The sequence below is a fragment of the Streptomyces kanamyceticus genome (genome assembly GCF_008704495.1).
GTDB classification, from domain to species: Bacteria; Actinomycetota; Actinomycetes; order Streptomycetales; family Streptomycetaceae; genus Streptomyces; species Streptomyces kanamyceticus.
Genome location: NZ_CP023699.1, coordinates 2,365,852 through 2,391,329 on the forward strand (window position 1 = coordinate 2,365,852; position 25,478 = coordinate 2,391,329).

Annotated in this window: 20 protein-coding genes; 12 read left to right on the top strand and 8 right to left on the bottom strand. The window is 73.7% G+C overall.

The features are described from left to right. Positions 1–17: 17 nt before the first annotated feature. The 3 genes from CP970_RS09450 to CP970_RS45505 are packed head-to-tail and all read left to right on the top strand — an operon-like array spanning position 18 to position 4,015. Positions 18–1,430 carry a hypothetical protein gene (locus CP970_RS09450; RefSeq protein WP_150493174.1) on the top strand — a complete coding sequence of 471 codons (1,413 nt, stop codon included), beginning with the start codon at positions 18–20 and terminating at the stop codon, positions 1,428–1,430. Next, positions 1,427–1,918, top strand: coding sequence for a hypothetical protein (locus CP970_RS09455; protein WP_224058338.1), 492 nt, complete (start codon positions 1,427–1,429; stop codon positions 1,916–1,918). The genes CP970_RS09450 and CP970_RS09455 overlap by 4 nt, the downstream gene beginning before the upstream one ends. Positions 1,919–1,921: 3 nt before the next feature. Then, positions 1,922–4,015, top strand: a complete 2,094-nt coding sequence (locus CP970_RS45505; RefSeq protein WP_150493176.1) for a hypothetical protein — start codon at positions 1,922–1,924, stop codon at positions 4,013–4,015. 30 nt (positions 4,016–4,045) lie between these two features. Here CP970_RS45505 and CP970_RS09465 read toward each other — a convergent pair whose 3' ends face one another. The 4 genes from CP970_RS09465 to CP970_RS09480 form a co-directional block, all read right to left on the bottom strand. Beyond that, a complete protein-coding gene (locus CP970_RS09465; RefSeq protein WP_191094894.1) occupies positions 4,046–5,395 on the bottom strand; it encodes a protein kinase domain-containing protein in 1,350 nt (449 codons plus the stop codon). A 25-nt stretch (positions 5,396–5,420) separates the two neighbouring features. Beyond that, positions 5,421–6,323 (bottom strand): protein phosphatase 2C domain-containing protein, encoded by a 903-nt coding sequence (locus tag CP970_RS09470; RefSeq protein WP_157877646.1) that lies wholly within the window; start codon positions 6,321–6,323, stop codon positions 5,421–5,423. After that, positions 6,320–6,979, bottom strand: a complete 660-nt coding sequence (locus tag CP970_RS09475) for a vWA domain-containing protein (RefSeq protein WP_055544063.1) — start codon at positions 6,977–6,979, stop codon at positions 6,320–6,322. The genes CP970_RS09470 and CP970_RS09475 overlap by 4 nt, the downstream gene beginning before the upstream one ends. A gap of 130 nt (positions 6,980–7,109) precedes the next feature. Then, entirely contained in the window at positions 7,110–9,545 is a 2,436-nt protein-coding gene (locus tag CP970_RS09480) for a GTPase-associated protein 1-related protein (RefSeq protein ID WP_055544059.1), read from the bottom strand. A 190-nt stretch (positions 9,546–9,735) separates the two neighbouring features. On the opposite strand from CP970_RS09480, the gene CP970_RS09485 reads away from it, so the two are divergent. The 9 genes from CP970_RS09485 to CP970_RS09525 all read left to right on the top strand — a co-directional run bounded on the left by CP970_RS09485 (position 9,736) and on the right by CP970_RS09525 (position 21,248). Further along, a complete protein-coding gene (locus CP970_RS09485; protein WP_055544060.1) occupies positions 9,736–10,569 on the top strand; it encodes an alpha/beta fold hydrolase in 834 nt (277 codons plus the stop codon). Beyond that, the gene (locus CP970_RS09490; protein WP_150493178.1) at positions 10,566–11,888 is read left to right on the top strand and encodes a cytochrome P450; all 1,323 of its coding nucleotides are present in this window, start codon (positions 10,566–10,568) and stop codon (positions 11,886–11,888) included. Before CP970_RS09485 ends, CP970_RS09490 begins: the two co-directional genes overlap by 4 nt. 67 nt (positions 11,889–11,955) lie before the next feature. Then, entirely contained in the window at positions 11,956–13,248 is a 1,293-nt protein-coding gene (locus tag CP970_RS09495) for a DUF1266 domain-containing protein (RefSeq protein ID WP_055556060.1), read from the top strand. A 293-nt stretch (positions 13,249–13,541) separates the two neighbouring features. Next, positions 13,542–14,600, top strand: a complete 1,059-nt coding sequence (locus CP970_RS09500) for a LacI family DNA-binding transcriptional regulator (protein WP_055556061.1) — start codon at positions 13,542–13,544, stop codon at positions 14,598–14,600. Then, positions 14,597–16,135, top strand: a complete 1,539-nt coding sequence (locus CP970_RS09505) for a sugar ABC transporter ATP-binding protein (RefSeq protein WP_055556062.1) — start codon at positions 14,597–14,599, stop codon at positions 16,133–16,135. The genes CP970_RS09500 and CP970_RS09505 overlap by 4 nt, the downstream gene beginning before the upstream one ends. Beyond that, complete coding sequence (locus tag CP970_RS09510) at positions 16,125–18,071, top strand: ABC transporter permease/substrate-binding protein (protein ID WP_055556064.1); 1,947 nt, start codon at positions 16,125–16,127, stop codon at positions 18,069–18,071. The genes CP970_RS09505 and CP970_RS09510 overlap by 11 nt, the downstream gene beginning before the upstream one ends. Before the next feature lie 70 nt (positions 18,072–18,141). After that, positions 18,142–19,080 carry a ribokinase gene (locus tag CP970_RS09515; protein WP_055556066.1) on the top strand — a complete coding sequence of 313 codons (939 nt, stop codon included), beginning with the start codon at positions 18,142–18,144 and terminating at the stop codon, positions 19,078–19,080. Further along, the gene (rbsD, locus tag CP970_RS09520; RefSeq protein ID WP_055556068.1) at positions 19,077–19,466 is read left to right on the top strand and encodes a D-ribose pyranase; all 390 of its coding nucleotides are present in this window, start codon (positions 19,077–19,079) and stop codon (positions 19,464–19,466) included. The genes CP970_RS09515 and rbsD overlap by 4 nt, the downstream gene beginning before the upstream one ends. 450 nt (positions 19,467–19,916) lie before the next feature. Beyond that, complete coding sequence (locus CP970_RS09525) at positions 19,917–21,248, top strand: M28 family metallopeptidase (RefSeq protein WP_055543466.1); 1,332 nt, start codon at positions 19,917–19,919, stop codon at positions 21,246–21,248. Here the strand turns inward: CP970_RS09525 and CP970_RS09530 are convergent. From CP970_RS09530 to CP970_RS09545, 4 genes are read right to left on the bottom strand one after another with little or no spacing between them, the layout of a single operon-like run. After that, positions 21,238–22,920 carry a GH3 family domain-containing protein gene (locus tag CP970_RS09530; protein WP_055543465.1) on the bottom strand — a complete coding sequence of 561 codons (1,683 nt, stop codon included), beginning with the start codon at positions 22,918–22,920 and terminating at the stop codon, positions 21,238–21,240. The two genes, CP970_RS09525 and CP970_RS09530, sit on opposite strands and share 11 nt — an antisense overlap. A gap of 3 nt (positions 22,921–22,923) precedes the next feature. Further along, entirely contained in the window at positions 22,924–23,538 is a 615-nt protein-coding gene (locus CP970_RS09535) for a hypothetical protein (RefSeq protein WP_055543464.1), read from the bottom strand. Further along, positions 23,531–24,256, bottom strand: a complete 726-nt coding sequence (locus CP970_RS09540; protein ID WP_055543463.1) for a DUF6182 family protein — start codon at positions 24,254–24,256, stop codon at positions 23,531–23,533. The genes CP970_RS09535 and CP970_RS09540 overlap by 8 nt, the downstream gene beginning before the upstream one ends. Beyond that, the gene (locus CP970_RS09545) at positions 24,257–25,453 is read right to left on the bottom strand and encodes a hypothetical protein (protein WP_063805976.1); all 1,197 of its coding nucleotides are present in this window, start codon (positions 25,451–25,453) and stop codon (positions 24,257–24,259) included. It abuts the gene before it with no gap. Between the last annotated feature and the right edge of the window lie 25 nt (positions 25,454–25,478).

Genomic DNA, 25,478 nt, shown 5'->3' on the forward strand with positions numbered 1-25,478 from the left:
CCAGGGAGGGAACCCGCTTGACGCCCGCACAGCTGCTCGACCAAGCCTTGATCATCAAGGAGTTGAAGCGTCTCGCGGCCCTGCCCGAGCTGGAGCCGCGCGGTGCCGAACTGACCGCGCTGCACCGCGACATGAGCACCGACACCCGCCTCGACCGCTGGGCCGAGCTCGACCTCGTACACGCCTATGTGCGCCCGGAGAGCGTGCGGATGCCGCCCGAGCAGACGTCGGGGCGGCGTGACCGGCTCCTGGAGGCGGCGCTCGGGGTGCTCGTCTTCATCCCGCTCCTGATCACCTGGTTCGGCCTGCGCGAGGCCGTGCGGGCGTACGGGGAGCTCAGCGAGGAGGACCCCAAGCAGTCGACGCGGCCCTTCCTGCAGCTGTGGCAGTCCGGCTTCGGCGGGCACCTCTCCTCGTTCGGCCGCTTCGAGAACGTGGCCCTGATGGCCGTCCTCCTGATCGCCCTCCTGGTGGGGCTCTCGGTGTGGCACGCGCGCGTGCGGGCCCGCGCCGAGCGCGACGAGACCGAGCAGGAGGCGGCGAGGGAGAAGCTGCTCGCCCAGCTCGCCTCGGTGCTGACCCGCGCCCAGATGCACCTCGTGCCGCGCCGCAGCGCCTCGCCGCAGCAGTTCACCTCCGAGCTGACCAAGGCGGCGGAGACGCTGAGCAAGCTGACGACGACGGCGGGACAGAGCCATCAGGCGCTCACCGGCGCGACGGCGTCCGTCGCACAGGCCACCGACACGCTCAAGCAGGCGGCAGAGGCCCTCACGAAGGAGGTGCCCAAGCTCGGCGCTGCGGCGGACCGCATCGACGCCACGCTGCGCAACGGCACGGCGGAGACCGCGAAGGCGGGCCGGGCCAACGCCCTCGCGGCCCGCGGGATCGCCGACCACGTCAAGACGGCGGGCGACACGGTCGAGGCATCGCTCAAGGCGCTCGTCTCCGCCCAGCAGTCGCTCGTCGCCAAGTCCGAGTCCGTGGCGAAAGCCACCGAACAGGCCTCGCGGGCCCTGGTGTCGAGCACCGGGCGCACGGGCGACGCGGTGGACGGCATGCGCGAGGCCACCGAGCGCTGGGACGCGGCGGCGGCCCACTGGCAGGACGCGGCGGCCCGCCTCGACGCCCGCATGGACGCCCTCGCGGGGTCGCTGCCCACGCTGTCCGCGCCGACGGGCGGGGCGTACGCGGGCACTTCGCACACCGGCCCTCCGCACACCGGCCCTTCGCTCGCGGCCAACAGCACGCCCTTTCCGGGGAGTTCGGCCGACAGCAGCCTCGGCCCCAGCGGTCCGGTGAACGGCGGCTCGGCGAACGGCGCCGCGGCCGACGACGCCACGACCGCCGTGGTCGTCAATGGCCGACCGCCCGCGCCGCGTCACCCCGACGAGCCGCAGGACGCCGCGCCGCGCGACGGAGCGGGCGCGTGAGCCGACGCCGACCGCGCGGACGGCGCGCGGGGCGGCTCGGCACCGTCGTGCTCGCGGGGTGGCTCTTCGCGGACCTGCTGCTCGTGCTGGCCCTGGTGTCGATGGCCGACCGGCCCGACCCGCAGGCCGACGACCACCCCAAGCCCGGCCACTCGAAGGACGGCGAACCCACCCGCCCACCCACGGGCCCCCGCTCGGTGGACCGCAGGCCGCAGGAGTTCCAGGTGTCGGGCGACGACAAGGGCGACCTCGCCAAGCAGATCTCCCGGGGCACCCGCAAGTGGTCGGGCCGCACCGCCGCGCTCGTGCTGACCTTCGGCGGCGGCCCGAACGGCACGGTCTACGCCCACCGGGTCAACTCCCTGCTGGGCAAGGGCCGTCCGGACATGTTCACCAAGAAGACCGCGACGGACGACTTCCACAACCTCGGCAAGCGCCCGGAGACCGCGGTGGTCCGGGTGTACTTCTACACGGCACCGGGCGGCTGAGGCATGGCGGTCCTGCGCCCGGGCGAGCACCCGAAGGCGAGCGGCGCCCGGCTGCCGCCGCCCGTACTGCCGCGCTTCCCCGCGATGCGCGGCTATCTGCCGCTGCGCGACGCCCTGCGCGCGGCGCGGTTCCGGCACGCGGCGGACGCGCTGCGCGCCCCGGCGCCCGCGACCACGACGGACGCGGTCTTCGGCACGCTGCCCAAGGCCGAGAAGGACGACGGCTTCCGCGTCCTGGACGGCCTCTGGTTCCCCGGCCGCGGCGGCATCTGGCTCCGCGTCGACCTGCGGTTCGTGCGGCGGGCGCGCGGCCGGTGGCTCGCCTCGTCCGACCCGCGCTCGGACACCGCGGCCGCTCTGGTCGACATCCTGGAGACCGTGGTGCGCGACGATCCGATGGGACTTCGCAGGCTCGTCCTATGGGAGCTGTGCTGCGCGCTCAGGGACGGCGAAGGCACGCCCGACGAGGACGCGGCCGTCGCCCTCGGCGTGCACCGCGGCGAGGCGGGTCCGCTCGCCGACGCGGTGGCGACGGGCTTTCCTCCGGCGGGGCCCGCGCGGCACGCCGCCGAGACCCTCAACGACGTATGGCCCGGCGTGCGCCTTCGGGAGACCGAGCGGCTCCTCGCGCGCCTGCCCCTCGACTCCGCCTACCCCGACGGCCCTGCCGACCACCGGCTCACCGCGTTCGTCGACGCCGTCCACGCGCGCTCGCGCGACGTCGACCGGCTCACCGCCGACGGCGCCGCCCTGGAGTCCACCGGCGCGCTGCGGGCCTCGGCGGACGCCTGGCTCGGCGCGCTGCGCGTGGCCAGGGACGACGCGCACGCGCAGACGGGGCTGCTGCGGGTCGCCGCGCTGCTCGCCGACGACGCGTTCGCCCCGTCGGACGCGGCGGTGCGCGCCGACGTCGACGACCGGTCCGTACGCCTGTCCTGGTGCGAGCCGCCGCGCGGCACTTCCGGGACGGGGTACCGGGTGCTGCGCTTCCCGGACGGCGCACCCGAGCTCGCGGTGGAGACCTCGGCGCACGAGAGCGGCCCGCGCGCCGTGGACGCGGACGCGCCCGTGGGCCGTCCGCTGCGGTACGCGGTGTTCCCGCTGCGCCGCGACCGGCTGGCCGGGGTGCCGCGCGTCTCGGCGCCGGTGCTGCTCACTCCGGACGTGACGGAGCTGCGCGCCGACGCCGTGCCCGACGGACTCCTGCTGCGCTGGCGGCCCGACCCCGCGGCGGCCGAGGTCCGCGTGACGCGCTCGAGCACCGGGGCCGATGCGGCGGGCTGGGGCGCTGGCTCGCTCGTCCGCGTCGAGTGCGAGCACGACCGGCTGCTCGACACCCCGCTCGCCCCGGGGACGTACACGTACGAAGTGCGCTGTGGCTACCGCGATCCGGACGGCGGCCTGGAGTGGTCGCGCGGTGTCGACGTCACCGCGCACGCCGACCCGTGGCCCTCGCCGGTGGAGGAACTCACCGTGCGGCGCGACGTCGACGCCGGCCGTGTGACCATCGCGTGGCGGCCGCCCGATCGCGGCAGCGGCCTGCTCGTGCCGTGGACGGCGGGCCCCGTCGCGCCGGGCACCGACCTCTCCGGCTTCGTGGACCGGCTCCCCGCGGCCGCGCCCGGCGCCGACACCCGGGTCGAACTGGTGCCGCGCCCCCGCGAGCGGGTCCGCATGACGGCGGTGAGCGTGCTCGGCGAGCGGGCCGTGTCCGGGCCCAGCGTCGTCATCGAACACCCGGGCGTCATATCGGATCTGGCCGTACGCCGGGTGGCGCGCGACCGGGCCGAGCTGGGCTTCGACTGGCCCGAGCCCGCGGTCCTCGTCCTGGTGGCGTGGAGCGACGGGCGGCTCGGCGGTCAGCGGCGGGTGCCGCGCAGCGCGTACCGGGCGGGGAGTTCGGTGGAACTCCCCGTGTCCGCCGCCGAGTGCGCCATCACCGTGACACCACTGGCCAGGCCCGACGCGGTGACGCTGGGCACGGCACCGGCCCACGCGGTCCTGCCCGCGGCGCCACCGCCACCGCCGCCCCCCGCACCGCCCACGCCGCCCTGGTGGTCGGCGTGGTGGCACAGATGGCGGCGGCCGCGGCCGTGAACTTGCCACCCGGAGGCGGGAGTTACTCCGCTACTCCTTGACGACCGCCTCCGTGCCGCTCCCGAACTCGATGAGCAGGCCCGAGCGCAGCGCGATCGTCTTGCCCGGTTCCACGTCCCGTACGGTCCCGTCGTCCTTGCGGGCGGTCCACACCGACGAGGTGCGGTTGGTGAGTCCGAACCTGCCGCGCTGCTGGGGGTGTTCGGTCACCTCGCCGACCACGGCGGTGAAGTCGTGCCGCTCCGGGTCCTCGCGCAGGTGGTGGGCGTAGACGCGGGCGCTGGGGGCGAGGCGGATGCCGCGCCGGGTGCGCAACGTGCCGGTGCCGGTGACCAGTTCGAGGCGCGGCGGAAGGGTCAGCGTGGTGCGGCACTTCCAGCACTCGGGGGGTGCGCCGTCCGGCTGGGTGAGGTTCTGCTTGCCGCACGAGCCGCACTGCGTGATGGCGTCCAGGACCTGGCTGAGCGCCTCGCGCCACTGCGATTCGCGCACCCTGAGGGCCGGGCTCCTCAGGCCGTCCGTGAACGTCCGCACGAACAGGTCGCGAAGGACCTGCGGCAGCGCGTTCCAGCCCGCCACGACGGTGGGCTGCTCGCTGGGCACCGGGCGGTTGCGGGTGTCCTTCGGGTCGTACACGAAGACCGGGTCGGTGCCGTACAGCTTGCGTTTGGCCGCCATGTCCAGGCAGCGGATGTTCAGTTCGAGGGCGCCGTTGAGCGGGTGGTCGTTCATCAGGAGGTAGAAGAGCAGCACCGCCAGGGAGTGCAGGTCGCTCTGGGTGCCGGGCTGGACGCCCTTGTCGCCGCGGACCAGCTCGGGCGCCATGAAGTCCATGGTGCCCGCGACGCCCGCCTCGGCGCCCTCCACCACGGCGTTGTCGTTGTCGCAGACCAGGACGTCGCCGGTGCGCGGGTCGAAGAAGATGTTGCCCCAGTTGATGTCGCGGTAGGCGATGCCGCGGGAGTGCAGGGCGCGGTAGGCCTCGACGGTGTGCAGGGCCACCGTCACCAGGGTGCGCATCGTCGCCGCGGCCACCGAGGGGTCGCGGCGGAAGAGCGCGGGCAGATCACAGAAGCGGGCGGGCCGTACGTCCATCAGGTACCCGAAGCCGGGCTGCGTGCCCTCGGGGTCCATCACGATGGAGCGCGGCCACAGGAACCGGTCGTCGTCCCAGCCCTTGGCGATGAGTCCTTCGAGGATCTCGCGCTGGCGGGCGTCGGCCAGTTGGGGGTAGTACCACTTCACCGCGCGGTCGCCGGTGGGCGTCAGGACGCGGTAGACCTCGCCCTGGCCGCCTGAGCCGAAGAGCTCGGCGACCTTGAGCTTCTCCCCCGACTCGGCCACCAGGGTCTTTCCGGCGGCGAGCATGCCGTTCACCATGCTGTTCCTCTCTGCCTTTCGGCTCTCACGTCGCGTCGCTGTGCTGTGCGGGTGCCGTGACGGCACCCACGAGGGTCGTGTCGTCCCCGGAGAACCTGGCCGCGCGCGCCAGCCAGTCCGGGAGCTGGGTCCGCACCGCCGCCACGCCCTGTTCGGTGACGCGCTCGTGCAGTCCGGTGGCGAAGTCCAGGAACCCCTGGTCGTCGGCGAAGCTCTTGGAGAGCCCGTCGGTGGAGATCAGCAGGCACGGCGGGACGCCGCCCGTGAAGGGCTGCCAGTGCGAGCGTGTCTTGCGCCAGGGCTCGGGCTCGCAGAGCGAGTCCGTCTCGTCGCCGAGGTCGGGCCCGGTGGACAGCGGCGTGTGCGGCACGCCGTCCCCGTCGACGAAGACGACGTCACCGTCGCCCAGCTGCCAGCAGAACACCATGTCCCGGGTCAGTACGGCCCCGATGAGCGTGCTGCCGTAGGCGGCGAGGTCCGGCGGCTCCTCGCGGGCCTGCGCGCCGGGGCAGCAGGCCGTTCCGAAGGCCCGCGAACGGGCGCCGTGCGCGGGCGAGTTGGCGTCGTGCAGCAGGGCCCGCTCGCGCCAGCGGTGGCCCACCTGCCGGGGCAGCCCGCGGGCCTCCGCGCGCAGTCCCGGCCAGCCCGCCGCGTCGGCGCCGACGCGGGCCACCTCGTGCGCGAAGGTCCGTGCGCACGCCGTGAACTCCTCGACCGCCCAGCGCGATCCCAGATCGCTGCGGAAGTGCGCGGCGCTGCCGTGTCCGTCGGCGACCGCGAGGACGACGGCGCGGCCGTCCGCGACGGACAGCGCCGCGCCGCGGTCCTGGCTGTACTTCTTCGCCACGCCTTTGACGGCGCCGTCGAGCAGCGTCCAGGGACCGGCCGCCGTCGCCACCGCCTCCGTCGTCGTCTCGGGACCGCTCACCAGATGTCGTCTTCGCCCTTGGTCATCGACGGCACGTCGATCGGCGTCGTCTGCTTGGTGCCGTCGTCGACCTTGGGGGTGGAGGCGTCCTTGACGACGGCGGTGGACATCCAGCGGATGGCGGCGGCGAGCTGGCGCGGGTTCTTCGCCTGCAGCGGCTCCAGTTCGGGGTTGGCGAGGAACTCCTTGAGCATGCTCTTGTCGGCGTCGTCCCCGATGGCGACGGCGACGCGGACGGCGCGCTTGCCCCACGGGGTGGCGTCGATGGCGCGCAGGCCCGCGCGCCAGTCGTCGGTGGGCTGCCCGTCGGAGGCGAGCGCGAGTACGGGCGGCAGGGCGCGCTGGGGCATCGGCGGGGTCTGCAGCGCGCCCGCCGCCAGCTTGAACGCGGCGCCCATGTCGGTGGCGCCGTAGATGTGCACGTCCTCCCAGGCGAACGTGTCCACCGGCGTCGGCTCGCTGACGTGCCAGCTGGCGCCGCTCGCGAAGGTGACGGCGCGCACCAGGAGCGATGCCGCGGGGTTGGACTGGGCGGCCTGCTGCATTTCGGGGATGGCCTCGCGGATGGCGAAGTTCAGTTCGCCGATCTTGCCGTTCACCCCCATGGAACCCGAACAGTCGAGCATCCAGATGAAGTGCACGGGGCGGCTTGCCATGCTGCCGCCGGGGAAGTTGTCGGCGGCCTCGCTGGTGTCGCTCACGCTGGTCCTTTCGTGGGGAGGGTGGTGCGGCGCGGGGAGCCGCAGACGGTGCGCCCCGGGCCTGCCGGGGAGAGGGGGAGGGCGGTCATCGCGGCTCTTGGGCCACCCGGTGCCGCCACGCGGTCCATTCCTGTACGTCCTGGCCCTCGCGCTCCAGCACGGTGGCCACCTGGCCGAGGTGGTGGTGGTCGAGGTGCGCGAGGACGGGCGCGAGCACGTGGTCGAGCAGCTCGGCGGCGACCTCGCGCCACTCCGCGGTGACGCCGTGCCGTCTGCGGGGCCGCCAGATGTGGTAGTACGCGGCCAACTCGGCGGGCCTGCCGGGCAATTCGCGTACGAGACGGTCGCAGTGCTCGTAGTCGACCATCTGCGACCGGTAGGTGCGCAGCAGCCCCGGGCCCGCGGCGACGAGGATCTGCAGTCCGTGCGACTCGCACAGGTCGAGCGGATTGGCCCGGGCGAGGGCGCCCGCCACCCGCTCGTCGACGCCCTGACGCAGGACCGCGCCCAGCGGCGAGACCTTGCGGCCGAGCTCCAGCAGCCGGTCCACGGCCCGCTTGTCGACGACGGCCCTGCCGTCGGCGAGGTCCTGGGCGAGGACGAGCAGCTCCGCCGAGTACCGGTCCACGACGCCGAGTTGCTGGTCGTGCTGCATGACCCTCGCGAACTCGACCAGGTCGCGGTCGCAGCGGTCCGGCTCCTTCACCCAGCCCATCACGCGGCGCCCCAGGTCGGCCTCGACGATCAGGCGCGGTGTGCAGGTGCGGGCGATCCAGGGCTGCTCGGCGCGGTCGGGTCCTCTGTTGCGCCACACCATGCGCCACAGCAGCTTCAGCGTCTTCACGTCCTCGACCCGCTGCGCCGAGAGCAGTTCGGTGAGGCGGTCGAACAGCTCGGCGCCGCGCAGGTGGTCGGGGGGACCGCTCCAGTACGCGGCGGCCGCGGCGAGCCGGACGGTGAGCGGCGCGTCCTCGATGTTGCGGCGCAGCCAGTCGCCCTGCGGCGAGCGGGCGAGTTCGCGCAGCAGGTCGAGCTTGTGTTCCGTGAAGTCCACGATGAGCAGGCGAAGGACCCGGCGGGTGAACGACGTGCGGTCGATGTCCTCCAGGACCCGTACGGCGTTCTCGCAGTCGCGCCGCCCGGGACGCAGCAGGGCGGCGGCGATCCGGTCCATCGCCTCGGCGAGTCCCGGCCCGCCGTCGGCGCCCAGCGCGAGGGCGAGCCGCAGCGGTTCGGTCCAGGAGGCCATGGGGCCGCGCAGCGCGCGGCGCAGGGCGTCGTCGGCGCGGCCGCCGTAGGTCTCGCGCAGCTCCCGCCAGGCGTCCTGGCCGAGCGGCAGCCCTTCGAAGGCCGTCAGATCGGGCAGCGCGCCCCCGTCCGTGGCGTCCAGGCGGTGCTTGACGAGGGCGAGGGCGAGCGGCCGCGCGGCGACGGCGTGCTCGCCGTCGAGGCCACGGCAGAGCCGGTCGAGTTCGTCGAGGGTGCGCTCGTCCGTCTCCCCCCTCCCTACGGCGGCGGCGAAGGCGTCGACGGTCGCGCGCAGGGACTTCCCGCTCAGCCCGGCGAGATCGGCGCCGTCCGGGGACCGCGGGTCCGCGCCCCCGCCCGAGATCAGCGGGATGAGCGCGAAGGCGTCGTCCGTCCCCGCGGGCGGGCCGACCGGAGGCGTCGGCGGGCTGCCCGCGAGCCAGCGCTCCGCCGTCAGCTCGGCCCACGCGTCGCTCTCCGCGGGCGGGCTCTCGGGTCCGCCGGTCGCGTCGTACACCCGGTACAGATACGCGAGGGTCGCCTCGTCCGAGCGGTCGAACCCGGCGTCGGGGCCGACGCCGATGATCTGCTGCGGGGCCCGCCACGGATCCCTGGTCCAGGTGGTGAACGTCAGCGCGGGGACGTACGCCTCGGGGAGCGACGCACAGGCCAGGGCGATCCAGCGGGCCACGGCTGCGGGGTCGTCCTCGACCAGGACGATCTGCCGTCCCGCGGGATCGTCGAAGAGGCGGCGCACATCGGCGAGGAAGGGCGCGACGCGGCCCGAGCGCGCGCGGGCGAACTCCACGAGCAGCTCGCGGTCGAAGTGGGCGCCGGTGGCGGCCGGTTCGGCGGCGGGCAGCTCGGACTCGACGAAGCCCGCGCCGAGCGTGTCCGGGGCGCCGGGCTCCCAACTGGCCGAACACCAGGTGTCGATGGGCCACAGGGGCCCTGGGCCCGGGGTTTCGGGTCCGAGGTGCAGCGCCTCGACGCGCTGTCCGGGAAGCGCGGCGCAGAGGAGGCGGGCGCCGTCGGGGAGCAGGCTGTAGCTCAACTCGCAGGCTACGTCGGCACCGGCTTCCACGGCCGCGCCGGTCCCTGCGTCGATCTCCGCGCCGATGCCGGTCCCGATGACGCGCTCGACCGCCGCGGCGAGCTCCGCTTCGCTTGGTTCTGTGGGACGTTGTCCCTGGCCTCCTGGTGCGGGGATCAGACGGCAGGATCCGGTGTGCGGCTCCTGGCCGAGCCGGTAGCTGAGGCGACGGATGGCCATGCCACATTCTGACCAACCACGGCACCGGATCGCAGGCCGTCCGCCAAGTTGACCCTTGTCCCCGCGGCATCCGCGGGACCACCCGGCCACGGCGGCCCCGCGCTCTTGCGCACCTGGCCGGTTGAGGACACCGTGGTCGCGGGCGGCCGCCGGCCGGTGCCGTCCGACGCCGCCTGCGATCGGAGCCGACGTGGCCTCCTTCCTGCTCCCCCACACCCTGCTCGGCGAGGGACCGCACAAGGTCGTCGCGGTGCACGGCTGGTTCGCCGACCGGTCGGCGTACGCGCCGGTGCTCGACGACCTCGACCTCGGCGCCTTCCAGTACGCGGTGGTGGACCTGCGCGGGTACGGCGAGGCCAAGGGCGCCGTCGGCGCCTTCACCACGACCGAAGGGGCGGCCGACGTCCTCGACTTGGCCGACCGGCTCGGCTGGCAGCGGTTCTCGCTGATCGGCCACTCGATGGGCGGCAGCGTCGCACAGCGCGTCCTGGCCGCCGCGCCGCACCGCGTACGACGCCTCGTCGGCGTGTCCCCCGTACCCGCGCAAGGCCTGCGACTGCCGCCCGAACAATGGGAGTTGTTCGCGTCCGCCGCGCAGCTGCCCGAGAGCCGCCGCACCATCATCGACATCACCACCGGCGGCGTACGCCCGCGCGCCTGGCTCGACCGCATGGTGGACCGCTCGCTCGCCGTGAGCGAACCGAAGGCGTTCCGCGCCTGGCTCGACTCCTGGGCGGGCGAGGACTTCCACACCGAGGTGACGGGCGCCACCGTGCCCGCGCTCACCGTGACCGGCGCGCTCGACCCCGCGCTCTCCGCGGACCTCATGCGGAGCACCTGGCTGCGCTCGTACGTCCACGGAGAACTCGCCGAACTCGCGACGGCCGGACACTACGCGATGGACGAGGTGCCTCTCGAACTGATCCGCACGGTGGAGGACTTCCTGCGCGCGGACGGCGACGGAGGCGACGCGGCCAGCGGTGGCGGCGGAGCCGCGCGCGCCGGTGGGGACGCCCCGGCATGAGCCCGCGCGGCGGGCCGCCCCCGGTCCCCGACGTCTTCGACCCCCGCCTCTACGCGGCGGGCATCCCCCACGACCGGTACCGCGTGCTGCGCGACCACCACCCGGTGGCCCGGCAGGAGGAGACCCCGGTGCTCGGCTGGCCCGCGGGCCCCGGCTTCTGGGCGGTCACCCGGCACGCCGACGTGGTCCGCGTCCTCAAGGACTCCGCCACCTTCTCCTCGCACCTCGGCGCCACCCAGATCCGCGACCCCGACCCGGCCGACCTGCCGTTCATCCGGCGCATGATGCTCAATCAGGACCCTTCCCCAAGCTCTCAACTCCGTTCGAGCAGGGGAGGCCCCACTGACCACGGCCGGTTGCGGAGAATCGTCAGCCGGGCGTTCACACCTCGGCGCGTCGACCGGTTCGAGGCGCGGGCCCGCGAGCGCGCCGCGTCACTCATCACCGCGGCGGTGGCGCGGTCCCGGGAGAGCGACGGGACCTTCGACGTGGTCACCGCCGTCACCGACGAGTACGCCCTGCTCAACCTCGCCGATCTGCTCGGCGTGCCCCCGGCCGACCGCGGTCTGCTGCTGCACTGGACGCGGCGCGTCATCGGCTACCAGGACCCGGACGAGGCCGCGCCGCCGGTCATCGGCCCCGACGGGAGACCGGTGAATCCGCGCTCGCCCGCGCAGCTGCGGGACATGTTCGACTACGCGCGGGCGCTGGCCGCCGAGAAGCGGCGCACGCCCGTCGGCGACGACGCCGAGCCCGACATCATGACGACCCTCGCCGCCGACCCCGAACTCACCGAGCCGGAACTGGAGATGTTCTTCTTCCTGCTCACCGTCGCGGGCAACGACACCGTGCGCTCCGCCGCGCCCGGCGGCCTCCTCGCGCTCGCCGGGCACCCGCGCGAGTACGCGCGGCTGCGCCGCGGCGAGGTCGCGACCGGCACGGCCGTGGAGGAACTCCTGCGCCACCACCCGCCGGTGCTCAGCTTCCGCCGCACGGCGGCGCGCGACACGGAGCTCGCGGGCACGCGGATCGCCGCCGGTGAAAAGGTCGTGGTCTTCCACGCCTCCGCCCACCACGACGAACGTGTCTTCACCGACCCGCACCGCCTCGACCTGTCGCGCTCGCCCAACCCCCATGTGGCGTTCGGCGAGGGCCCGCACGTCTGTCTGGGCGCGCACTTCGCCCGCCTCCAACTCCGGGTGTTCTACGAGGAGATCGTCCGGTCCCTGCCCGAACTGCGGCTCGTGGAACCGCCCCGGCGGCTCGTCTCGCACTTCATCAACGGCCTGAAGTCGCTGCGGATCGGCGCTCCCGCATAGGTCGTCGGTGCGGCTCCCCCGCGTAGGGTGCAAGATCCAATCACCCATCCGACAGCGGAGATCGAGCATGCGCGCGGCAGTCGAGGCTAAGGACGAGGACGAGTACCACGACGAGTACCACGACGACGTGTTCCCCAGCATCGCCGCGCCCAGGGACGGCAGCCGCTGGCAGGCGCCCGCCGACCTCGAAGAGCACCTGTACGAGCTGTGCGAGGCCGACGACGCGTACACCTATCTGCGGGCCGTCGCCGTGGAGGGTCTGTACCGTCCGGTGCCCCGCGCGGACAAGGGCCCCGAGGCGGCCACCGGACCGCTGCTGACCCTCGAACTGCCCGACGGCAGGAAGGTCGCGCAGGTCTACACCGCGGGGCTGCTGCCCCGCCCCCATCCGGCGGTCGTGTACGAGTACGTCACGCTCGGCGCGCTCACCGAAGGATGCCCCGACGACGTCGACTTCCTGGTGATCAACGCGGCGACACCGTGCGAGCAGTACTACCTCACCACCGACGACGAGCGCGAGGTCTGGGCCGACCTGCACCGGCGCCACCACAGGCCGGACGCGCGGGCCGACCGCATCGAGACCCGCCGCACCGGGGCGCCGGGTCCTGGACCACTGCTGCACGGCCTGGCGTGCGGCGCGCACCTGTGCTTCGCCAACGGCGACGCGTGGAACACCCTCGACTGGCACGGCGCGGGCCACCACAACGAGGTGGGGCGCCTCGCGGAGTCCTGGGGCGTGCACAACCGCGAGGGCTGGCTGGCCATGCAGGAGGGGCTCCTGGCCCGTGAAGTCTCCCCCTGGTACTGGGACTTCGTGCTCGGCGCGCGGACGGAACTGATCGCGCGGCAGGGTCCGCGCGTCGACCCCGAGCAGTGGCGCGACGGCATCGATTCGGCCCTTCGCGCCCGCGCCCTGGAGTCCGGCGGCCCCGGCACGCCGCACCTGCCCGGCGAGGACCCCGAACTCGACGACTTCGTCATGGCCCTGCGCGCCCTCGCGGGCAAGGTGCTGCGCTACGAGGCCCGCTTCCGCGCCGACGAACTGCTGCCCCCGGACGGCCTCGTGGGCACCGTCGCGGCCTGGGACATCGGGCGCGCGTCCAAGATGGCGCGCTGGGGCAGGGGTGCCCGCTACGCGACCCACACCGAACTGCGCGCGGCCGTCGAACGCGCCTCCGCGGCCGCGCGTTCCGCGTACGCCTCCTGGCCGGAGTTCTCGGCGGGCTACGTCCTGGGCCGTTGCCTCCACTTCGACGAGGAGGGCTTCGGCCCCTGGTACACGGACGTCCTGCACGCCCACCGCGTCCTGACCACGGACCCGGACAGTCCGTGGCTGACGGTGCCGTTCCGCGACGCCTGACGCCGAGCAGGGCCCCGTAAGGGGCGCGGGGCTGTGACTTTTGCGGCTCCGCCGCGTGGGCGCGCTCGGCGTGCGGAAAGCCGCAGTCGCGACTGCCGGGTCCTCGGCAGACGCGTCTGCGGCTTTGTCGTGGTTGCTCGCGCAGTTCCCCGCGCCCCTTACGGGGCGCCCCCGTCAGCCCTTCATCACAATCAGGTCTCGCTCACCCCTCAAGGCACCTTCACCCCTTGTCACACACCCGTGTAATCGTTTCCAATCCTCGTGTAATCGATTCCACAAGGAGGTGGACGGCGATGGCTCCGAGTTCCGTGGGGATCAAGGACGTCGCGGCCGAGGCCGGGGTGTCCGTGGCCACGGTGTCGCGCGTGCTGAACAGTCATCCCTCGGTCAGCCCGGCGTCCCGCGCCCGCGTGCTCGCCGCCGTGGAGGCGCTCGGTTACCGGCCCAACGCCGTCGCGCGGTCCCTGCGCACCGACCAGACCCGCACCCTCGGGCTCGTGATCAGCGACGTGCTCAATCCGTACTTCACCGAGCTGGCCCGCTCCGTCGAGGAGGCCGCCCGCGCGCTCGGCTACAGCGTGATCATCGGCAACGCCGACGAACGTCCCGAGCTGCAGGACCACCACGTACGGACCCTGCTCGACCGGCGGATCGACGGGCTGCTCGTCTCGCCCACCGACGGCGGCTCCCCGCTGATGCTGGACGCCGCGCGCGCCGGGACGACGCCGATGGTCTTCGTCGACCGGTGGATCCCGGGGCTCGACGTTCCGGTGGTCCGCTCCGACGGGCGGGCTGCCGTACGGGACCTGGTCGCGCACCTGCACGGGCTCGGGCACCGCAGGCTCGCCATCATCGCGGGCCCGGCCGCCACCACCACGGGCAGCGAGCGCGTCGACGCCTTCCGGGACGCGCTGCACGAGCACGGCATCGCGCTGCCCGACGCCTACATCGGACAGGGCGACTTCCAGGCGGCCAGCGGGCGACGCGCCACCGAGCGTTTCCTCGCCCTGCCCGAACCGCCCGACGTCGTCTTCGCCGCCGACAACTTGATGGCACTGGGCGCCCTGGACGCGATCCGCGCGCAGGGCCTGCGCGTGCCGCAGGACATCGGGCTCGCGGCCTTCGACGACATCCCCTGGTTCGTGCACACCGACCCGCCGGTCACCGCCATCGCCCAGCCGACCGGCGATCTCGGCCGGGCCGCCGTGCGGGCGCTGGTCGACCGGATCGAGGGCAGGAGCCCGCGATCTGTGACCCTGCCCGCCCGTCTCGTGGTCCGGCGCTCGTGCGGCGAGCCCGACCCCGGAACAGCCGGAACAGAAAGCCCCAGCTCGGAAAGGAGCAACCGGTGAGCCACCCCGACGAGTTGCTGCGCATCGAAGGCATCCGCAAGACCTTCCCCGGCGTCGTCGCCCTCGACTCCGTCGACTTCGACCTGCGGCGCGGCGAGGTGCACGTCCTGCTCGGCGAGAACGGCGCGGGCAAGAGCACCCTGATCAAGATGCTCTCCGGCGCCTACCGGCCGGACGCGGGCCGGGTCGTCGTGGACGGCGAGGACGTCCGCATCCACGGCGCGCAGGACGCCGAGCGGCTCGGCATCGCCACCATCTACCAGGAGTTCAACCTGGTCCCCGACCTGACCGTGGCCGAGAACATCTTCCTCGGCAGGCAGCCGCGCCGCTTCGGGATGATCGACCGGAAGAGGATGGAGGCGGACGCCGAGGAGCTGCTGCGGCGCGTCGGGCTCACCGTCTCGCCGCGCGCCAAGGTGCGTGAACTCGGCATCGCCAGGCTCCAGATGGTCGAGATCGCCAAGGCGCTCAGCCTGCGGGCGCGCGTCCTGATCATGGACGAGCCGACCGCGGTCCTCACCTCCGAGGAGGTCGACAAGCTCTTCGGGATCGTCCGGGCGCTGCGCGAGGACGGCGTGGGCATCGTCTTCATCACCCACCACCTGGAGGAGATCGCGGCCCTCGGCGACCGCGTCACCGTCCTGCGGGACGGCCGCAGCGTCGACCAGGTGCCCGCGTCGACGCCCGAGGACGAACTCGTCCGGCTGATGGTGGGCCGCAGCATCGAGCAGCAGTATCCGCGCCAACGCCCGGACACCGGGCCGCCGTTGCTGTCCGTGGAGGGCCTCACCCGGGACGGCGTCTTCCACGACGTCAGCTTCGAGGTGCGGGCAGGCGAGGTCGTCGGCCTCGCGGGGCTCGTCGGGGCCGGGCGCACCGAGGTGGCGCGCGCCGTCTTCGGCGCCGATCCCTACGACGCGGGCACCGTGGGCGTCGGGGGCGAGCGCCTGCCCCGGCACGACGTGAACGCCGCGATGGGCGCGGGCATCGGTCTCGTACCGGAGGACCGCAAGGGCCAGGGTCTGGTGCTCGACGCCTCCGTGCGGGAGAACCTCGGTCTGGTGACGCTGCGTTCGGCGACCCGCGCCGGGCTCGTCGACCTCAAGGGGCAGCAGCGCGCCGCCGCGCGGATCGCCGAGCAGCTCGGGGTGCGCATGGCCGGTCTCGGCCAGCACGTGCGCACGCTCTCCGGCGGCAACCAGCAGAAGGTCGTCATCGGCAAGTGGCTGCTCGCCGACATCAAGGTGCTGATCCTGGACGAGCCGACGCGCGGCATCGACGTCGGCGCCAAGGTCGAGATCTACCAGCTCATCAACGAGCTGACGGCCTCCGGGCACGCGGTCCTGATGATCTCCAGCGATCTGCCCGAGGTGCTCGGCATGAGCGACCGGGTCCTGGTCATGGCGCAGGGCCGGATCGCCGGTGAACTCGCCGCCGAAGAGGCCACCCAGGACGCGGTGATGGCCCTCGCCGTCACCACCGCGGCCGTACCCCATCACGAAGCGCACGAAGCGGAGGGCTCCCGTGGCCACTGAAACCCTGAAGCGCGACACGGGTGGTGCGACCTCGCTCCGCCGCGTCCTGCTCGACAACGGCGCGCTGAGCGCCCTGATCGTCCTGGTCGTGGCGATGTCGCTGCTCTCGGGCGACTTCCTGACCACCCAGAACCTGCTGAACGTCGGCGTGCAGGCGGCCGTCACCGCGATCCTCGCGTTCGGCGTGACGTTCGTGATCGTCTCCGCGGGCATCGACCTGTCGGTGGGTTCGGTGGCGGCGCTCTCCGCGACCGTCCTCGCCTGGTCGGCGACGTCACAGGGGGTGCCTGTCTGGCTCGCGGTGATACTCGCCGTGGCGACCGGCATCGCCTGCGGGTTCGTCAACGGTCTGCTCGTCTCGTACGGCAAACTCCCGCCGTTCATCGCGACGTTGGCGATGCTCTCGGTGGCCCGCGGCCTCTCCCTGGTGATCTCGCAGGGCAGCCCGATCGCCTTCCCCGACTCGGTCTCGCACCTCGGTGACACCGTCGGCGGCTGGCTGCCGGTGCCGGTGATCGTGATGATCGCGATGGGTCTGGTCACGGCCGTCGTCCTCGGGCGTACGTTCATCGGCCGCTCCATGTACGCGATCGGCGGCAACGAGGAGGCGGCGCGGCTCTCCGGGCTCCGCGTGAAGCGGCAGAAGCTCGTGATCTACGGCCTCTCCGGTCTCTTCGCCGCGGTCGCGGGCATCGTGCTCGCCTCGCGTCTGGTCTCCGCGCAGCCGCAGGCCGCGCAGGGCTACGAGCTGGACGCGATCGCCGCGGTCGTGATCGGCGGCGCCAGCCTCGCGGGCGGCGTCGGCAAGGCGTCGGGCACGCTGATCGGCGCGCTGATCCTCGCCGTGCTCCGCAACGGCCTCAACCTCCTCTCGGTGTCGGCGTTCTGGCAGCAGGTCGTCATCGGCGTCGTCATCGCGCTCGCCGTCCTCCTGGACACGCTGCGGCGCAAGGCGGGCGCGACGCCCGGGGCCTCGTCGGGCGCCTCGGGGGCGGCCGGGCGCAAGGGGCCGCGGGCTCTCAAGATCGCGCTCGCCGCCGTGGTCGCCGCGGCGGTGATCGGCGCGGTCTCCTTCTTCAACTCGGGCTCTTCGGGCACGACGACGAAGGTCGGCATGTCCCTCTCCACGCTCAACAACCCCTTCTTCGTCCAGATGAAGGAGGGCGCGCAGGCCGAGGCCGACAAGGCGGGCGTCGACCTGACGGTCACCGACGCGCAGAACGACGCGTCCCAGCAGTCCAACCAGCTGCAGAACTTCACCGGCGAGGGCGTGAAGTCGATCATCGTCAACCCGGTGGACTCGGACGCGGCGGGCCCGGCCGTGCGCGGCGCCAACAAGTCCGACATCCCGGTGGTGGCCGCCGACCGCGGCGTGAACAAGGCCGAGACCGCCACGCTCGTCGCGTCCGACAACGTCGCGGGCGGGAAGCTGGCGGCGAAGACCCTCGCCGACAAGCTCGGCGGCAAGGGGAAGATCGTGGTCCTCCAGGGCACCGCGGGCACCTCCGCGAGTCGGGAGCGCGGCCAGGGCTTCGCCGAGGGCATCAAGGCGTACCCCGGCATCGACGTCGTCGCCAAGCAGCCAGCGGACTTCGACCGCACCAAGGGCCTGGACGTCATGACGAACCTGCTCCAGTCCCACAAGGGCGTGACCGGCGTCTTCGCGGAGAACGACGAGATGGCGCTCGGCGCGGTCAAGGCGCTCGGCGACCGGGCGGGCAAGGACGTCCCCGTGGTCGGCTTCGACGGAACCCCCGACGGGATCAAGGCGGTCGAGGCCGGCACGCTGTACGCGTCGGTCGCCCAGCAGCCCAAGGAGCTCGGCAGGATCGCCGTGCTGAACGCGGTCAGGGCCGCGCGGGGCAAGGACGTCCGGGAGACGGTGATGGTCCCGGTGAAGATCGTCACCTCCAAGAACGTCGAGGACTTCTCCTGAGCCGCGCCCCGGCTGCCCCGCGACCCGGCAGAACCTCGCCACACCACCGTACGAAAGCAGGAAACCGCGCATGAACGACGACTACGACCGCTACGACCTCCTCGTCGTGGGCTCGGCCAACGCCGATCTGGTGGTGGAGGTCGAGCGCCGCCCCGCGGCGGGCGAGACGGTCCTCGGCTCCGACCTGGCCGTCCACCCCGGCGGCAAGGGCGGCAACCAGGCGGTCGCCGCGGCCCGGCTCGGCGCCCGCACCGCGCTCCTTGCGCGGGTCGGCGACGACGCCCACGGGACGCTGCTCCGCGACGCGCAGCGCGCGGCGGGAGTGGACACGGCGGGCCTGCTCGTGGGCGGCGCGCCCACCGGCGTCGCGCTGATCACGGTCGACCCTTCCGGCGACAACAGCATCGTGGTCTCGCCGGGCGCCAACGCCCGGCTCACCCCTGAGGACGTCCGCGCGGCGAGCGGCCTGCTCGCCGCCGCCCGGGTGGTCTCCGCGCAGCTGGAGATCCCCCTGGACACGGTCGCCGAGGTGGTCAGGGCGCTGAGCCAGGACACCCGCTTCGTCCTGAACCCGTCGCCGCCCGCCCCGCTGCCCGCCGAAGTCCTCGCCGCCTGCGACCCGTTGGTGGTCAACGAGCACGAGGCGCGGGTCGTCCTCGGCGACGCGGCGGGCGAGACGCCCGAGGAGTGGGCGCACGGTCTGCTCGCGCTCGGGCCCCGCTCGGTGGTGATCACCCTCGGTGCCGAGGGCGCGCTGACCGCGGACGGGCGCGCGGACTCCTGCGTTCGGGTCCCGAGCCCGAAGGTCGCCGCGGTGGACACGACGGGCGCGGGCGACGCGTTCACGGCGGCGCTCGGCTGGCGTCTCGGCCTCGGCGAGGAGCTGGCGGCTGCCGCGGCCTACGCGGTACGGGTGGGCGCGGCCGCGGTCACCCGCCGGGGCGCGCAGAGCTCCTACCCGACGGCCTCGGAACTCCCCCCGGCTCCCGCGGAGGTCCCGGCCCCGTGAAGAAGTCCGGCATCCTGAACCGCCATCTCGCGGGCGCGCTCGCCGAGTTGGGGCACGGCGACACGGTCCTGGTCTGCGACGCGGGCATGCCGATCCCGGCGGGCCCGCGCGTGGTGGACCTGGCGTTCCGCGCCGGGGTCCCCGCCTTCGCGGAGGTGCTCGACGGGCTGCTCGACGAGCTCGTGGTGGCGGGCGGTACGGCGGCGCGGGAGGTGCGGGAGGCGAACCCCGCGGTGGCGCGGCTGCTCGCGGAGAGCCTCCCCGGCCTCGACCTGATCGCGCACGAGGAACTCAAGCGCCGCTCGGCGGACGCGCGCCTGGTGGTCCGCACGGGGGAGGCGCGGCCGTACGCGAACGTGCTGCTGCGGTGCGGGGTGTTCTTCTGACCCCTGCGGCTGCGCGGCAGGGCCTGCCGGAGCCACGCCTCTCCGCCTCGCGTACGGGCCGCGCGGGTCGGGGAGGGCGCCGGAGATCAGCGCGCCGTCCGGCCCGCGCCACAGCGGGGCGCACCGCCCACCGGTTCCCGTGCGGGCCGCGCGGGAGACGCGGAAGGCGCGAGCCGCGCGGAAGGCGGACGGTACCGCGTCTCCGTCTCGCCCGCCCCGGTGTGCGCGACTCCCGTTCCCGCCCCCGGCGCCCCGCACCCCGTCCGCTATCCGGCGACGTCCGCAATGCGGACGTCGTGGCCCGTTCCCTGACCGGATTCCGCTCTTGACGGAGGGTCGGCCCACCCCCACCATCAGGCAACGCACAGCTCCACAGCGCCCTGCGGCACCCGCGTCGCAGGGCGCCTCGTACGTTCCGTCCCTGTTGCTGTTCGGAATACGGAGCCCCACATGAGACTCTCCAGACCCTCCCTTCCCCGCCTCCTCAGACGCACCGGCGCGGGCGTCGCCACGCTCGCCGCGGCCGGGCTGCTCGCCACCGCCGCGCCCGGTGCCGTCGCCGCGCCGTCGCCGACGCTCGCGGCCCCGGACATCCCGCTCGCCAACGTCAAGGCGCACCTGTCGCAGTTCCAGTCCATAGCCCAGGCCAACGGCGGCAACCGCGCGCACGGCAGGCCCGGCTACAAGGCGTCCATCGACTACGTGAAGGGCAAGCTGGACGCGGCCGGATTCACCACCAGCGTCCAGCAGTTCACCTCCAGCGGCGCCACCGGCTACAACCTCGTCGCCGACTGGCCCGGCGGGGACCCGAACAAGGTCCTGATGTCCGGCGCGCACCTCGACAGCGTCTCGGCGGGTGCCGGTGTCAACGACAACGGCTCGGGCTCGGCCGGTGTCCTGGAGACCGCGCTCGCCGTCTCGCGCGCGCAGCTCAAGCCGACGAAGCACCTGCGGTTCGCCTGGTGGGGCGCCGAGGAGCTGGGCATGGTCGGCTCGCGCTACTACGTCAACAGCCTGCCCAGCACGGAGCGTTCGAAGGTCAGCGGCTATCTGAACTTCGACATGATCGCCTCGCCCAACCCCGGCTACTTCGTCTACGACGACGATCCCACCATCGAGAAGACGTTCAAGGACTACTACGCGGGCCTGAACGTGCCCACCGAGATCGAGACCGAGGGCGACGGCCGCTCCGACCACGCCCCGTTCAAGAACGTCGGCATCCCGGTCGGCGGTCTGTTCAGCGGCGCCGAGCGCGCCAAGTCCAGCGCCCAGGCCCAGAAGTGGGGCGGCTCGGCGGGCCAGGCGTTCGACCGCTGCTACCACTCGTCCTGCGACAGCTCGTCGAACATCAACGACACGGCCCTGGACCGCAACAGCGACGCCATCGCCCACGCCGTCTGGGCCCTCGGCACGGACACCTCCGTGCCGCCGGGCGGCGACACCTACGAGAACACCGACGACGTCGCCATCCCGGACAACGGCGCCGCGGTGACCTCGACGGTGAACGTGACGGGCCGCACCGGCAACGCCCCCGCCACCCTCAAGGTCGACGTCGACATCCGGCACACCTGGCGCGGCGACGTGGTCGTCGACCTGCTCGCGCCCGACGGCACGGCCTACCGCCTGAAGAACTCCAGCGGCAACGACTCGGCGGACAACGTCATCGCGACGTACACGGTCGACGCCTCCAGCAAGCCCGCGAACGGCGCGTGGAAGCTGCGCGTCCAGGACGTGGCGGCGCAGGACACCGGCTACATCAACAGCTGGAAGCTCACCTTCTAGCGCTCCCGGCGAGGCGTCGCCAGGCGTCCTGATCCGGCTGGAACACCTGGTCCTTGACCTCCGGCGGACGCATGCCGCCCGCGACCCGCCGGTGCCAGTGGTCGGTGAACGCCGACACGGGCACCGGCAGGATCCGGGCGGCGCCGAGCGCGCCACGGGCGCGGGCGGCACGGTAGCCCTCGCTCGTGGCACGCAGCGCGCCGTCGAAGTGTCCGCCGAGCGCGGCCGCCGTCGCCGCCCCGCTCGGCGTCCCGTCCAGAGCGACCGCCACGGCGTAGTACGGCACACCGTCCCGGTCCCGCTGCGGGCGGCACGTCATGTTGACGACACCGACTCCCATACGCTCAACGGCTGTTCCCAGGGCGCGTACGACATGGAACTCGCGCAGCCGTTCGCCCACCAGGTCGGAGAGTGCGGCCCGGCCCGCGTACTCGACACGCGGCACGCCGAGGACCCGGTCCACGACGCGCACGATGTCACCGAGTACGTAGCGGTGCAGGCCGCCGAGGTGCGAGAAGACCACGTGGTAGTCGCGGCCCGTCTCCAGCTCGTCGTAGAGCAGGGTGGGGCTGTCGGGGCGTACGTCGTCGGCCGCGTCGACGAACTCGTACAGGGCGCAGGAGACCGCGAGCGGGCCCGCCGTGGGGTGCGCGTCGACCGGGACGCCGACCGGGCCCTCCGACGCGGCGGCCGGGGTGGGCAGCACGGTGACGTCGTCGCCGTAGGCGGCACGCAGGCGCGGCAGGTAGAGGGAGGCCACGCCGCTGGTCCAGCAGTACAGGAGCCGGAGGTTCGGCCAGAGCGCGGCCGGCGTCGGGCCGTGCGTCCGGGCCCGGCGGGCCAGTTCGGCGGCGCGGGCCGGGTTCGGCACGCCGCCCGGGTGACCTCGAAGGGTGCCGTCGCGCACGTCGCGAAGGAGCTCGGGCCACCACTCGGGGAGCAGCCTCGGCAGGATGGCGAGCAGCGCCGGGTTGTGCCCCATCACGCAGCGCACGTCGTGTTCGGCGGCGATGCGGACGCGCAGGTAGAGCTTCGCCTCGTAGTCCTTCTCGTCGACCGTCGGGGGCAGTTCGGCCCACGGGGTGAGGCTGCCGGGCTCGCGCAGCTCGACGCCGAAGCCGCCGCGCAGGTCCGCCTGGCTCGGGCCGAGGCTCGGCCGCCCCGACGCGGTGGTGGCGGGCCGGGCGAGCCGGTCGTGGCGCAGGTTGAGCGTGCCGGTGCCGAGGGAGAGCGCGGCCGGGAAGCGCGCGGCGGGCACGCCCATCGCGGCTTGGAAGAAGGGGACGTAGACCCGGTCGAGGAAGGTCCGGGTGACGGGGATGCGCTTGCGCGCACCGGTGCTTCCGCTGGTGGTGAAGAACAGCTTCGGCTCGTCGTGGGTGAGCACCCGCGGCTCGCCGTCGGCGGCGCGGGTGAGCCACGGCTCGTAGGCGTCGTGGTCGCGCAGGGGCACGGCGGCCCGGTAGTCGTCGACGGTGCGGACGGCGCGCAGGCCGTGCTCCGTGCCGAACGCGGTGCCTTCGGCGTGGGCGACGACTTCGGACAGGAGCCGCCGCTGCCATGCGGCGGCGGCGCCGAGGGCGTCGGTGAACTGCCGCGACGCGGCGGTGACTTCGCGGTGGTAGGCGGCGTCTTCGGGGTGCGGGTCCGGCGTGCTGGGCGGCAGTCCCATCGGTCACTCCTTCATGGCGCGCAGGACGAGGTCGGCGGTGGCGGCGACGCCCGCCTCGTCGCCCGGCACGTGCTCGACGAACAGGTGCCCGGCCCCGTCGACGAGCGCGCCGCGCAGCTCCCGCTGGAAACGCACGAAGCCTTCGCGGGTGGGCGAACTCCCGTGGTATTCGAGCCGGTTGAGCCGCGCACCCGACCCGCTGCGCCGCCACGCGACCTCGGGATCGGTGTCCAGGAAGACCACCCCGGCGGGCTGCGGCAGCGACGACCAGTAGGAGCGCCAGGGCTCCTCGTCCAGGCCGAAGAGGCGGCATTTGGCCAGGATCTTGTAGTAGTAGGAGTCGAGCAGCGGCGTGCGCCCGTCGGGCGCCCGGTGCAGCCGGTCCAGGTGGTAGGCGACGGCTACGTTGAGGATCGCCATGGTGTAGTCGGGCGAGTGCCGTCCGGGCGCCATCCGCCCCAGCGTGCGGCGCAGTTCGGTCAGGACCTGGTACTCCTCGTCAAGCGCGGCCGGGTCGACCGACACCGGCAGCACACGCCCTTCACGGGCGGCGAGCTCTTCGAGGACGGCGGACTTGCCGCAGTAGTCGGCGCCGAGCAGCACCCAGAAGTCACCCATGTGGAACATCCCCCTGTTCGGCGAGTACGGCGTAGGCACGCAGCCGGTCCGCGTTCGCGATGTCCTGATGAACCCTCACATAGCCGTGCTGTACGGGCAGTTCGTCGATGTCCGTGGTGTGGCGCACCGCGATCCGGTCGCCGCCCGCGAGCAATCCGGTGATGGTGGCCTCGGCGAGCGTGTGGCCGACGTGCACCAGATAGCGCGGCAGGCTCAGGCCCGCCGTGGCGACGGTCAAGTGCCAGTGCCTGGGCGGCCGTTCACGCGGCGCCGGGGCCGCGGCCGACTCCGGTACGTCCACGGCGCAGCGCTCCGCCAGGTCGGCGGGCAGCTCCCCCTGGACCTTTCTGAGCAGCAGCCGCAGATCGCGCTGGCGGGCCCACGGCGCGCAGGTGTACCAGGCCACCTGGCCGTCCGGCGAGACGGTCGCGGGCGGCAGCCGGTGCGCGAGGTTGGCCGGGTTCCCGACGAGATAGACGGTCCGGGTGAAGTCGGCCTGCCAGTCACGGCGCGCGTCCGCCGCGAGCCCCGCGGCGAAGTCCAGGACCGAGCGCGCGAACGTCGCCGGGTCGAAGCCCATGAGGACCGCCACGGCAGGCATCGGCGCCCGCGGCGCACCCGCCGCGCGCACCCTGGCCTCCAGGACCGCGCGGAGTTCCGCCTGCCCCACCCGCTGCCCGCCCTCTGTCCGCGTGGTCCGCGTGGTCCGCGTGGCCATTCAGAGATACACCTCCTTGAGCAGGCCCGGGTCCACGGCGGTGCCGTCGCGCCCGAGCAGTGCGGTGGTGAGCCGGTAGGGATCGACGTAGGGGTGCGGGCGCGCGGTGCGCCGCAGCAGCTCGTCGTACGGCGGCGGCCCCGTCCCGCACGGGGCCTGGATGCCCGCGTCCGCCGTGTCCAGGAGCCGCGCGGCGCGGGCCATGCAGCGCCACACCAGGTCGTAGCGGTGCGGCACTCGGTCGCCCTTGCCGAGCAGCGCGAGGAAGTACAGGCGCAGGCCGAGCCGGTACACGCGCTCGCCCACCCGGTCGAGGAACCGCTCGGCGAGCGCGGCCGCGGTGTGGCCCTCCCAGCCGCCGTGTCTGCTGGACAGCGCCCGCGCCGCCGTCGGGTCCGTGCGCACCCGGCCCACCGAGACGAGCGCGACGTCCGCCATGCCGAGGCGCCGCAGGACGTACCGCACCAGGCGGTAGTCGGGGGCCGAGTCCTCGTCGCAGACGAGGACGAAGGAGTCGTACGCGCCGATCAGCGGGACGAGTTCGCGCAGCAGGCCCGCGAGGTAGTTCGGGTGCCCCTCGGCCGAGACCAGCTGGCGCAGCGGCACGCCGCCCGCCGTGCCGTCCAGGTACGCCGGGCCGCGCAGGGGGCGGTGGTCGACGCACAGGCCGTGCCGTTCGAGGGTCTCGATCAGCGGGTCGAGGGCGAGCGGCGGGCGCCGGTGGGTGCGCAGGCCCGGGTCGGGGATGCCCAGCTCCGCGTGGCGCAGCGCCCACAGGTCGTAGACGCGGGCGCTCGCCGGATGGAGGCCGCCCGCGGCGTACCGCCGGGCGGTGGCGGTGAGGTCGTCGGGGGCCGCGTCGACGTGGCCCGATGCCGCGCCGCGCTGGTAGGCGACGTAGAGGTGGCCGATCGCCTCCTCGTCGAGCGCGGTGTAGTCCGCGCCGGGACGGGTGCGGTCGAGGTGTGCCCAGAAGCCGAGCGTCTGGGCGTTGGCGACGGCCACCGTCCAGCTGTGCAACTGGTCCGCGTCGTGCAGCAGACCGGTGGCGCGGTGCAGCACGTCGCTCCACAGCAGCCCTTTGACGTGGCTGAGGGTGAGCGGCTTGGTCGGGGCGATGGGGACGGGGGCGAAGAGGACGCGGCGGCGGGCCGGGGCGGCCGGGGTCGGTGCGGCCTGTGTGGTCCGTGTGGTCACGGTCGTCACGCCGGGCCCGGGGCCC

Excerpts from the sequence above, each read along its gene's own strand:
- CP970_RS45505 (WP_150493176.1), top strand. The coding sequence starts at position 1,922 with ATGGCGGTCCTGCGCCCGGGCGAGCACCCGAAGGCGAGCGGCGCCCGG.
- CP970_RS09465 (WP_191094894.1), bottom strand. The coding sequence starts at position 5,395 with ATGGTGAACGGCATGCTCGCCGCCGGAAAGACCCTGGTGGCCGAGTCG.
- CP970_RS09475 (WP_055544063.1), bottom strand. The coding sequence starts at position 6,979 with ATGGCAAGCCGCCCCGTGCACTTCATCTGGATGCTCGACTGTTCGGGT.
- CP970_RS09480 (WP_055544059.1), bottom strand. The coding sequence starts at position 9,545 with ATGGCCATCCGTCGCCTCAGCTACCGGCTCGGCCAGGAGCCGCACACC.
- CP970_RS09490 (WP_150493178.1), top strand. The coding sequence starts at position 10,566 with ATGAGCCCGCGCGGCGGGCCGCCCCCGGTCCCCGACGTCTTCGACCCC.
- CP970_RS09495 (WP_055556060.1), top strand. The coding sequence starts at position 11,956 with ATGCGCGCGGCAGTCGAGGCTAAGGACGAGGACGAGTACCACGACGAG.
- CP970_RS09500 (WP_055556061.1), top strand. The coding sequence starts at position 13,542 with ATGGCTCCGAGTTCCGTGGGGATCAAGGACGTCGCGGCCGAGGCCGGG.
- CP970_RS09515 (WP_055556066.1), top strand. The coding sequence starts at position 18,142 with ATGAACGACGACTACGACCGCTACGACCTCCTCGTCGTGGGCTCGGCC.
- CP970_RS09525 (WP_055543466.1), top strand. The coding sequence starts at position 19,917 with ATGAGACTCTCCAGACCCTCCCTTCCCCGCCTCCTCAGACGCACCGGC.
- CP970_RS09530 (WP_055543465.1), bottom strand. The coding sequence starts at position 22,920 with ATGGGACTGCCGCCCAGCACGCCGGACCCGCACCCCGAAGACGCCGCC.
- CP970_RS09535 (WP_055543464.1), bottom strand. The coding sequence starts at position 23,538 with ATGGGTGACTTCTGGGTGCTGCTCGGCGCCGACTACTGCGGCAAGTCC.
- CP970_RS09540 (WP_055543463.1), bottom strand. The coding sequence starts at position 24,256 with ATGGCCACGCGGACCACGCGGACCACGCGGACAGAGGGCGGGCAGCGG.